The organism is Sphingomonas sp. M6A6_1c, from assembly GCF_053345135.1.
The window spans coordinates 137,451-146,803 of record NZ_JBKEZO010000004.1; the positions used below are offsets into that span (position 1 = coordinate 137,451).

Annotated in this window: 11 protein-coding genes and 1 tRNA gene; 6 read left to right on the forward strand and 6 right to left on the reverse strand. The window is 68.0% G+C overall.

Annotation, left to right across the window (positions count from 1 at the left end; translation table 11 throughout):
* The first annotated feature begins 233 nt into the window (after positions 1–233).
* From rpsA to ACLBWH_RS09245, 5 genes are all read left to right on the forward strand, one after another.
* Positions 234–1,955 (forward strand): 30S ribosomal protein S1, encoded by a 1,722-nt coding sequence (gene rpsA, locus ACLBWH_RS09225; protein WP_322850401.1) that lies wholly within the window; start codon positions 234–236, stop codon positions 1,953–1,955.
* Between the two features lie 132 nt (positions 1,956–2,087).
* Entirely contained in the window at positions 2,088–2,366 is a 279-nt protein-coding gene (locus tag ACLBWH_RS09230; protein ID WP_322850464.1) for an integration host factor subunit beta, read from the forward strand.
* Positions 2,367–2,429: 63 nt separating this feature from the next.
* Positions 2,430–2,513, forward strand: a tRNA-Leu gene (locus ACLBWH_RS09235).
* Positions 2,514–2,515: 2 nt separating this feature from the next.
* A complete protein-coding gene (locus ACLBWH_RS09240; RefSeq protein WP_447798377.1) occupies positions 2,516–3,949 on the forward strand; it encodes an ABC transporter substrate-binding protein in 1,434 nt (477 codons plus the stop codon).
* 5 nt (positions 3,950–3,954) lie between these two features.
* Positions 3,955–4,383, forward strand: a complete 429-nt coding sequence (locus ACLBWH_RS09245) for a DUF4112 domain-containing protein (RefSeq protein ID WP_447798379.1) — start codon at positions 3,955–3,957, stop codon at positions 4,381–4,383.
* Positions 4,384–4,386: 3 nt separating this feature from the next.
* On the opposite strand, the gene ACLBWH_RS09250 is transcribed toward ACLBWH_RS09245, so the two are convergent.
* The 3 genes from ACLBWH_RS09250 to nadC form a co-directional block, all read right to left on the reverse strand.
* Positions 4,387–5,103: a ribonuclease T2 family protein gene (locus tag ACLBWH_RS09250; protein WP_447798380.1), complete on the reverse strand. Its 717-nt coding sequence runs from the start codon at positions 5,101–5,103 to the stop codon at positions 4,387–4,389.
* On the reverse strand, positions 5,097–5,564 hold the full coding sequence (locus ACLBWH_RS09255; protein WP_447798382.1) for a hypothetical protein: 468 nt from the start codon (positions 5,562–5,564) through the stop codon (positions 5,097–5,099). The genes ACLBWH_RS09250 and ACLBWH_RS09255 overlap by 7 nt, the downstream gene beginning before the upstream one ends.
* A 62-nt stretch (positions 5,565–5,626) precedes the next feature.
* Positions 5,627–6,475, reverse strand: a complete 849-nt coding sequence (nadC, locus tag ACLBWH_RS09260) for a carboxylating nicotinate-nucleotide diphosphorylase (RefSeq protein ID WP_447798384.1) — start codon at positions 6,473–6,475, stop codon at positions 5,627–5,629.
* A gap of 77 nt (positions 6,476–6,552) precedes the next feature.
* On the opposite strand from nadC, the gene ACLBWH_RS09265 reads away from it, so the two are divergent.
* A complete protein-coding gene (locus tag ACLBWH_RS09265; protein ID WP_322850395.1) occupies positions 6,553–6,699 on the forward strand; it encodes a hypothetical protein in 147 nt (48 codons plus the stop codon).
* A gap of 3 nt (positions 6,700–6,702) precedes the next feature.
* Here ACLBWH_RS09265 and nadA read toward each other — a convergent pair whose 3' ends face one another.
* The 3 genes from nadA to ACLBWH_RS09280 are packed head-to-tail and all read right to left on the reverse strand — an operon-like array spanning position 6,703 to position 9,347.
* Entirely contained in the window at positions 6,703–7,716 is a 1,014-nt protein-coding gene (nadA, locus tag ACLBWH_RS09270; protein ID WP_447798386.1) for a quinolinate synthase NadA, read from the reverse strand.
* 45 nt (positions 7,717–7,761) lie between these two features.
* Positions 7,762–8,493 carry a DUF4230 domain-containing protein gene (locus ACLBWH_RS09275; protein WP_322850393.1) on the reverse strand — a complete coding sequence of 244 codons (732 nt, stop codon included), beginning with the start codon at positions 8,491–8,493 and terminating at the stop codon, positions 7,762–7,764.
* Complete coding sequence (locus ACLBWH_RS09280) at positions 8,490–9,347, reverse strand: MBL fold metallo-hydrolase (protein WP_447798388.1); 858 nt, start codon at positions 9,345–9,347, stop codon at positions 8,490–8,492. The genes ACLBWH_RS09275 and ACLBWH_RS09280 overlap by 4 nt, the downstream gene beginning before the upstream one ends.
* Between the last annotated feature and the right edge of the window lie 6 nt (positions 9,348–9,353).

Here is a 9,353-nt window from a genome sequence, read left to right on the forward strand (position 1 = left end):
AAACGCGGGCTTTGGGTTATGGCCCGCCGGTCCTGCGAGCCGATGTTCGTGGAGGTAGGCGCGTCCGGCTGGCCCGGTCGCGCCCTTTTCGCAAGCAGCGCATCGTATTCCTCCGCGTGCCGACGCCCAATGGATGCCGCGACCGGCATGGGGTCGCCGCGGCGTTTTCAGCCAAGACCAGCGGATCCAACCGCTTGGCCGGAAACAGATAAACCCGAGGACACTCTAACCCTATGGCTACCCAGCCCACTCCTACGCGCGACGATTTCGCCGCGATGCTCGATGACATGTTCGGCGGTGCCGACAGCTTCGAGGGCCGTGTCGTTCACGGCACCGTCACCGCCATCGAGAACGACCTTGCCGTCATCGACGTCGGCCTGAAGTCCGAAGGCCGTGTGCCGCTGCGCGAATTCGCCGCACCGGGCCAGAAGGCCGACCTGAAGGTCGGCGACGAAGTCGAAGTCTATGTCGACCGCGTCGAGAACATGCATGGCGAAGCGATGCTCAGCCGCGACCGCGCCCGCCGCGAAGCCGCCTGGGACAAGCTCGAGCTGGAATTCAGCAAGACCGCGCGCGTCGAGGGCGTGATCTTCGGCCGCGTCAAGGGCGGCTTCACCGTCGACCTGTCGGGCGCCGTCGCGTTCCTGCCGGGCAGCCAGGTCGATATCCGCCCTGTCCGCGACGTCACGCCGCTGATGGACATCCCGCAGCCGTTCCAGATCCTCAAGATGGACCGCAAGCGCGGCAACATCGTCGTGTCGCGTCGCGCGGTGCTGGAAGAGACCCGCGCCGAGCAGCGTTCGGGCCTGATCCAGAGCCTCGCCGAGGGTCAGATCATCGACGGCGTCGTCAAGAACATCACCGATTACGGTGCGTTCGTCGACCTCGGCGGCATCGACGGCCTGCTCCACGTCACCGATCTCAGCTACAAGCGCGTCAATCATCCGTCCGAGATGATCGCGATCGGCGACACGGTGAAGGTGCAGATCATCCGCATCAACAAGGACACGCAGCGCATCAGCCTCGGCATGAAGCAGCTCGAGTCGGATCCGTGGGACGGCGCATCGGCTAAGTATCCGATCGGCGCCAAGCTGTCGGGCCGCGTCACGAACATCACCGAATATGGTGCGTTCGTCGAGCTGGAAGCGGGCATCGAAGGCCTCGTCCACGTTTCGGAAATGTCCTGGACCAAGAAGAACGTCCATCCGGGCAAGATCGTCTCGACCTCGCAGGAAGTCGATGTCGTCGTGCTCGAGGTCGACGAGGACAAGCGTCGCATCAGCCTCGGCCTCAAGCAGGCGCAGAACAATCCGTGGGAAGCGTTCGCCGCCGCCCATCCGATCGGTTCGACCGTCGAGGGCGAAGTCAAGAACGCGACCGAATTCGGTCTGTTCATCGGTCTGGACAACGACGTCGACGGCATGGTCCACATGTCGGACATCGCCTGGGGCGTGTCGGGTGAGGATGCCCTCAACCTGCACCGCAAGGGCGAGACCGTGCAGGCGGTCGTGCTCGACATCGACGCCGAGAAGGAGCGCATCAGCCTCGGCATGAAGCAGCTCGAGCGCGGCGGCCCGTCGGCCGGCGGCATCGCGGCATCGGGCGATCGCCTGAACAAGAACGCCGTGGTCACCGTGACCGTGCTCGAAGTCCGCGACGCGGGCCTCGAAGTGCAGCAGGGTGACGATGGCGCGACCGGCTTCATCAAGCGCACGGATCTGGGTCGCGATCGCGACGAGCAGCGTCCGGAGCGTTTCCAGGTCGGCCAGAAGTTCGACGCGATGGTGACCGGCTTCGACCGTTCCAAGAAGCCCACCTTCTCGATCAAGGCGATGCAGATCTCCGAAGAGAAGCAGGCGGTTGCGCAATACGGTTCGTCCGACTCGGGCGCGACCCTGGGCAACATCCTCGGCGAGGCCCTCAAGGCCCGCGTCGCGGACGCCGACAAGAAGTAAGACGGCTCGGGCTGGAGTGGTTTCGTACCGCTCCAGCCCAAGTTTCTATGTTTAAGTTCATTTTGGCCCTATACGCGGACCCCATTGATCTCTATCAAGCCACGGTTGCATCAACCGGGGGGGAGTTTTGCGATGATCCGTTCTGAACTTGTTCAAAAATTGTGTGAGCTCAATCCGACCCTGTCGGCAGCCGAGGTCGACGCCATCGTCTCGACCTTCTTCGACGAGATCGCCCGGCGCCTCGCCTCCAACGGCCGCGTCGAACTGCGCGGCTTCGGCGCCTTTTCCACCCGTGCCCGCGATGCCCGCATCGGCCGCAACCCGCGCACCGGCGAGACCGTCGAGGTCGAGGCCAAGCGGGTTCCCTATTTCAAGCCGGGCAAGGAAATGCGCGCGCGCCTCAACGTCTGATCGCGGTTCCCACCCGTAGCGGGTTGACGGTCGGCGCTGGTTGCGCTTGTCGTGCAGCCGTGTGCGGACGTGGCGAAATCGGTAGACGCTTCCGACTTAAAATCGGCTTCCTTTGGAGTGCGGGTTCGAGTCCCGCCGTCCGCACCATCATGCTGCTGCTCGGCGTCGGCGCGTCGGCGCTGGCCGGCTGCGGTCAGCGCCCCGATTCGGGGCCGGTGATCGTCAGCGCGATCGGCGCGCCGCCGCGCCCGGCCGATCCCGCCCGGACGCGGCTCGACACGCCATCGCGGCTGCTGCTCGACGCCACCGCCGAGGGGCTGGTGCGGTTCGACGGGGCCGGCCAGATCGAACCGGGGCTCGCTGAACGCTGGATCGTGATCGATCAGGGGATGAGCTATATCTTCCGGCTGCGCGATGCGCAGTGGAGCGACGGCAGCAAGGTCGACGCCGATCAGGTCGTCGCGCAATTGCGTCACCAGCTCGCGCGGGGATCGCGCAACCCCCTCCTCCCCTTCCTCACCGCGGTCGACGAGATCGTGACGATGACGCCGCAGGTCATCGAGGTGCGGCTGCTCCGCCCGCGTCCCGACCTGCTCAAGCTGTTCGCCCAGCCCGAGCTGGCGCTGTGGCGCAGCGGCACCGTTGGCGGCGCCGGGCCGATGCGCATCGTCCGCGGCACGCGCAGCCCGCTGCTCCGCCCCGCCTTCGATCCCGGCCGTGCCGATCCCGACGATCAGCGCCGGACGCGCCCCGAACAGGACGTCCGTCTGATCGGCGAACGCGCCGCCCGCGCCATCGTCCGCTTCGCCGCGCGCGAGTCCGATTACGTCGCCGGCGGCACCTTCCGCGACTGGCCGCTGGTCGGGCTGGCGTCCGTCGCCCCCGCCAACGTCCGCCTCGATCCCGCCGCCGGGCTGTTCGGGTTCGCGATCCTCAAGCGCGACGGGTTCCTCGCCGACCCCGCCAACCGCGCCGCACTCAGCGGGGCGATCGACCGCGCCGCGGTCACCGCCGCGGTGATGCCCAATTGGGAACCGGCCGAGCGCATCCTGCCCGACATGCTCGATTCGACCGCACCGCCCGCGCTGCCCGGCTGGTCGTTGCTCACCCCCGAACAGCGCGTCGCCGCGGCACAGGCGCGGGTCGCCGGCTATGGCGCCCCGGTGGTGCTGCGGATCGCGCTGCCGTCCGGTCCCGGCGCGACGTTGGTCTATGCGCAGGTCGCCGCGTCGCTGCTCACCATCGGCATCACGCCGCAGCGCGTCGGCCCCGACGACGACGCCGAGCTGCGCCTGATCGATCAGGTCGCCCCCTATGACAGCGCGCGCTGGTATCTCGCCAATGCCTGTGCCTTGTGCGGCGAGGCCGCGCAGAGTGCGCTGGTCGCCGCCCGCGAAGCCCCGACGCTCGCCGAACGGTCGCGACTGATCGCCGCCGCCGACGCCGCGCTGGCGACGGATACGCCCTTCATTCCGATCGCGCGGCCGCTGCGCTGGTCGCTGGTCGCGATGCGGCTGCGCCAGTGGCGTCCCAACACCCGCGCCTGGCACCCGTTGAACCGGCTGCGCGACGACACCAATTAGAAGGCATGACCACCACCCGCCCCCGCCCGCTCGACGCGCGTCCGCTGCTCGACTCCCTGCCGGTCGGCCGCGACGCCGCCTCGGTCCGCATCCGGCTCGAGGCGATGGAGCGGGTTATGGAGGGGCTGTTCACCATCCCCGGCACCAACCGCAAGCTCGGCCTCGACGTGATCCTCGATCTCGTTCCCGTGATCGGCACCACGGTCGCCGCCCTCATCGGGTCGTGGCTGGTGTGGGAAGCACGCAATCTCGGCATGTCGAAGCTGCAGATGGCGCGGATGTTCGGCAACGTCGGGATCGACTGGGCGCTGGGCATCATCCCCTTCGTCGGCGCGGTGCCCGATTTCTTCTTCCGGTCGAACACCCGCAACCTGCGGATCATCCGCCGCCACCTCGACAAACATCATCCGGCGACGGCGACGATCATCGGCTGACGATCAGCGCCCGCCGCGCCAGATCTTCACCGTCGCATCGCTTGGCAGGCCGCCCTGGTGCGCGGGGCAACGCTGGTAGCGGAACGCCTTGTCGAGGCAGATCCAGATCTCGTCGAGCCAGCCCTGCTTGCTCGCCGTCACCCGCATCATGTCCGGCCCGAGCCCGGGATTGCTGCGCGCGACCGCCGCCGCCAGTCCGCCGGCGGTGAGCGGCGCGCGCGACAGCGCGTCCATGTCGGGATAGCGCAGCTTGCCGTACAGGCTGGTCGAAGTCGCGAAGTAACGATCGGGCCGGTAGCCGGCCATGCAGGTGCCGTGCTTCGACCATTCGTGCTGCATCAGCTGCGCCGACGGGGTGCTGCAGATATGCTTCTGGATCACGCCACGCGGCAGCAACGGGGTCGCCTGGCAATATTGCGGCCAGTCCTTGCCGATGCCGTCGGGCCACAGTCCGTGCAGGGTGAAGCCGAACCGGTTGCCCGCCCCGCACTGGAAGCGCGCGCCGACGTCGCGGTCGTGATCGCGGCAATATTGCGGTGCCCAGGTGATCGCCAGCGTGTAGCCGCCGATCGGCAGCAACCGCCGCGGCTGGCTGTCGCTCGGCAGGTCGGGATGCGGCCGTTCGATGCTCGCCGGTGCGGCGCATTGATAGGCCTGCGCCTGCACCACATTGGGCACCGCCGCGAGCAACGCGGCGACCGCGACCCGCGCGATCACCATCGCGGCGCGTCCGGCGTTTCGACCACGTCGAGATCGTCGTCTTCGTCCAGCCCCTCGCCGAACCACGTTTTGGCATCGGGCTTGAACAACATCACCGCCGCGGCGACGTAGAGGATGTTGGCGACCAGCCCGAGCGCGAGCTGCGCATTGAGCGCCGACTTGCCGAGCGCGATCAGCACGACCGCGGAGACGACCGCGAGCACGCCGAAGGCGGCGAACACCACCTGCACCCATTTCGCGACCACGCTCGGCCGGCGGACGATGAAGAACCAGATCAGCACCGCGATCGCCAGCCCCAGCACCTGCATCGCCGGCAACAGCCACGACATGCTCGCAAGCATCGGATTGGACGCCAGCGCCGCCTGCGACGTGCGCCAGTTGAGCGCGGTGTTGATCAGGCCGAGTATCACCGACGCCCAGTAGAATTGCTCGAACCGGGCAATGGATGGCGGTTTGGTCACGACAAATCCCCTTGCTGCTTCATGTCAGCCTAGCCGCCCCGCCGGGGCGTGCAAGCCGCCGCTCATATCACCGTGAAATCCAGGCCGATATCCGCCGCGGGCGCCGATTGGGTCAGCCGCCCGACCGAGACGTAGGTGACGCCGCTCTCCGCGATCGCCCGCACCGTGTCGAGCCGCACCCCGCCAGACGCCTCGGTCGGCACGCGCCCGCCGACCAGCGCCACCGCTTCGCGCAGCAGCGCCGGCGGCATGTTGTCGAGCAGCAGATGCGTCGCCCCCGCATCGAGCGCCGTCGCGATCTGGTCGAGCCGGTCGACCTCGACGATGATCCGCGCGATCCCCGCCGCGACCGCACGCTGCACCGCCGGCGCGATGCCGCCGGCGACCGCGATGTGATTGTCCTTGATCATCGCCGCATCCCACAGCCCGAGCCGGTGGTTCTGCGCGCCGCCGGTGCGGGTCGCGTATTTCTCCAGCCGGCGCAGCCCCGGGATCGTCTTGCGCGTGTCGAGCAGCACCGCGCCGGTATCCGCGATCGCATCGACATAGGCGCGGGTCAGCGTCGCGATCCCCGACAGATGCTGTACCGTGTTGAGCGCCGAGCGTTCGGCGGTGAGCAGCGCCCGCGCCGACCCTTCCAGCCGCATCAGCTCGCTATGCGCCGGCACCCGGGCACCGTCCTCGACCAGCCGGGTGATCCGCACCTCGGGATCGAGCGCCCGGAAAAAGGCTTCCGCGATGCCGAGTCCGGCGACGACGATCGCATCGCGTGTGTCCATCACCCCGGTGAAGCGCGCCTCTGCCGGGATCACCGCGGCGGAGGTGATGTCGCCGCGGTCGCCCAGATCTTCCGCCAAAGTGGCGGCGACGAAGCCGTCGAGGTCGAAACCGTCTAGAGTAAAGCGCGTCATACGTATACGATCCTGTCGTATGGCGTAGCGGACCATAACATCATGGGTCCGCAGCCGAATCACGGGGAAGCAAGGCGATGACCGAACGCGAGGCCCTGGAGGAACTGCACCAGTTGCTCGCCGCCGCGTTGCAGAAGGCGGACGAGCTGGAGCTGATCCTGGTCGGCATCCATATCAACGAAGCCCGCAACCTGCTCGCCCCGACGACCGCGACCTCGCACTGACGATCAGTCGCCGGTCACCGGCACCACGCGGAACGGCGTCGGACCGAGATCGCCCTGCCCGACCGTCGCCGAGGCCATCGACAGCATCGCGTCGAGGCTCTTCTTCGCCTTGACGCGCAGCCCCTCCTCGATTTCGATGCGCGGCGTCAGGTCGCGCAGCGCGACGTAGAGCTTCTCCATCGTGTTGAGCGCCATATACGGGCAGATGTTGCAGTTGCAGTTGCCGTCCGCACCCGGTGCGCCGATGAAATTCTTGAGCGGCATCGCCTTTTCCATCTGGTGGATGATGTGCGGCTCGGTCGCGACGATCAGCGTATCGCCCGGCATCGCATTGGCGAATTCCAGGATGCCGCGCGTCGATCCGACGTAATCGGCATGGTCGAGGATCACCGCCGGGCATTCGGGATGCGCGGCGACCGGCGCACCGGGATTCTGCGCCTTGAGCTTCATCAGCTCGGTTTCGCTGAACGCCTCGTGGACGATGCACACGCCCGGCCACAGCAGCATCTCGCGCCCGGTCTTGCGCTGGAGATAGCCGCCGAGGTTGCGGTCGGGACCGAAGATGATCTTCTGGTCGCGCGGCAATTGCGCCAGGATCGTCTCCGCCGACGACGAGGTGACGATGACGTCGCTCAGCGCCTTCACCTCGGTCGAGCAGTTGATGTAGGTCAGCGCGATATGATCGGGATGCGCGGCGCGGAACGCGGCGAACTGGTCGGGCGGGCAACTGTCCTCCAGCGAACAGCCGGCATCCATGTCGGGCAGCACGACGATCTTGTCGGGGCTCAGGATCTTCGCGGTCTCCGCCATGAAGCGCACCCCGCAGAAGGCGATGACGTCGGCATCGGTCGCCTGCGCCTTGCGGCTGAGGTCGAGGCTGTCGCCGACGAAATCGGCGAGGTCCTGCAACTCCGGCTTCTGGTAATAATGCGCGAGGATCACCGCGTTGCGCTCCTTGCGGAGGCGCTCGATCTCAGCGCGGAGGTCGAGTCCGGCGAAGCTGTTGGTCAGTTCCATAACGCCCTCGTTAGGCGATTGCGCGCCGCCCCTCAACGGCCGCCGTCACCGAGAATTGCCAAGCACTTCCGCCAGCGACCGGCTGGCATCCCACCGCTCGGTCGCCGCCGTGGGATCGTCGATGAAACTGACCTTGACGGTGGCGTCGATCCCCGCGGCGCGCAGCGGCATGACGAAGCTGTTCTCGACCGCACGCCGCGTCGCGTCGCGCGCCAGCTTCATCGGCGTCGCGTCGCGCGCCTGCCGCACCAGCTCGGCCTGCCCGGCACGGCGATTCGCGGTATCGAGCGCGGTGTCGGCATCGGTCAGCCGCGACAGGATGCCGCCGCTGCCATATTCGCGGATCGCGTTGAGATCGACCTGCGGCCCGTCGAGCTCGATCGGCGGCAGCCGTACCGACAAGGTGCGGCTGTCGGCATCCCATGCGACGTCGCGCTGCGTCAGCTTGCCGAGATCGACCTCGTAACGGACCAGGCCGGGCATGATCAGCGTCTTCTCGGTCGACAGGCCGAGCTGCGACTGGCGCGAGGTGCTCACCGCGACGAAGCGCGCGGCGAAGGCGGACAGGCGGTTCTGCTCGCGCAGCCCCTGCAGGCTGGCGCTGGCGACGGTGGTCGGATCGGGCGACAGCCGGCGTTCGACGTAGCGTTGCACGCCCCACAGGCCGATCAGCACGGCGAGGGCGAGCAGCACGATGATCCCCGCCGCCTTGCCGAGGAACGAGCCGGTCGACGATCGGACCGCGGGTGCCGCGGCGTCGGGCATTGGATCGCTCATTCGCTGCTCCGCCATAGGTCGCCCTCCTCGCTCACCCGCTGCCGTTTGTTAAGATCATAGAGGTGCGCGAGCACCGATCGCTGCGCCGCCGGGATCAGGCGCGGATCGAGCCCGACGTACATCCGCCGGGTCATCTCCTCCAGCGCCAGCGGCGCCTCGCGCAGCAGCCGCAGGATCTGTCCCTCGCGCTGCTTGCGATGCCCCAGCATGCCGCGCACCAGCCGCTGCGGCTGGTCCACCGCCTCGCCATGGCCGGGATAATAGATGCGATCGTCACGGCCGAGCAGCTTGTCGAGGCTCGCCATATATTGCCCCATGTCGCCGTCGGGCGGTGAGATCACGCTGGTCGCCCAGCCCATCACGTGATCGCCCGAAAACAGCGCACCCGTCTCGGGCAGCGCGAAGGCGAGATGGTTCGACGTATGGCCGGGGGTCGCGATCGCGCTCAGCGTCCAGCCGTCGCCGGCGACGCTCTCGCCCTCGGCCAGCACGCGGTCGGGCGCATAGGCCGCATCGAACGCCGCATCGAGCCCGGCCGTCTCGCTCGCGACATGCACCGGCGCGGCACCGACGACCGGCGCCCCGGTCGCGGCGGCGAGCGGCCGGCTGGCGGGGCTGTGGTCGCGGTGATGATGGGTGATGACGATCGCACGCACCGGCCGCCCGGCGATCACCCGCAGCAGCGTCTCGACATGCGCGGGATCGTCCGGTCCCGGATCGATCACCGCCAGGTCGCTGCCGCCGACGACATGCGTCTGCGTGCCGCCATAGGTATAGGGCGACGGATTGGGCGCGAGCACACGGGTGACGAGCGGCTCGAGCTGGATCGGGATACCGGTCGGATGCTCGGCCATTGTGTC

Coding starts and splice junctions, on each gene's coding strand:
- rpsA (WP_322850401.1), top strand. CDS start 234: ATGGCTACCCAGCCCACTCCTACGCGCGACGATTTCGCCGCGATGCTC.
- ACLBWH_RS09230 (WP_322850464.1), top strand. CDS start 2,088: ATGATCCGTTCTGAACTTGTTCAAAAATTGTGTGAGCTCAATCCGACC.
- ACLBWH_RS09240 (WP_447798377.1), top strand. CDS start 2,516: ATGCTGCTGCTCGGCGTCGGCGCGTCGGCGCTGGCCGGCTGCGGTCAG.
- ACLBWH_RS09245 (WP_447798379.1), top strand. CDS start 3,955: ATGACCACCACCCGCCCCCGCCCGCTCGACGCGCGTCCGCTGCTCGAC.
- ACLBWH_RS09250 (WP_447798380.1), bottom strand. CDS start 5,103: ATGGTGATCGCGCGGGTCGCGGTCGCCGCGTTGCTCGCGGCGGTGCCC.
- nadC (WP_447798384.1), bottom strand. CDS start 6,475: ATGACGCGCTTTACTCTAGACGGTTTCGACCTCGACGGCTTCGTCGCC.
- ACLBWH_RS09265 (WP_322850395.1), top strand. CDS start 6,553: ATGACCGAACGCGAGGCCCTGGAGGAACTGCACCAGTTGCTCGCCGCC.
- nadA (WP_447798386.1), bottom strand. CDS start 7,716: ATGGAACTGACCAACAGCTTCGCCGGACTCGACCTCCGCGCTGAGATC.
- ACLBWH_RS09275 (WP_322850393.1), bottom strand. CDS start 8,493: ATGAGCGATCCAATGCCCGACGCCGCGGCACCCGCGGTCCGATCGTCG.
- ACLBWH_RS09280 (WP_447798388.1), bottom strand. CDS start 9,347: ATGGCCGAGCATCCGACCGGTATCCCGATCCAGCTCGAGCCGCTCGTC.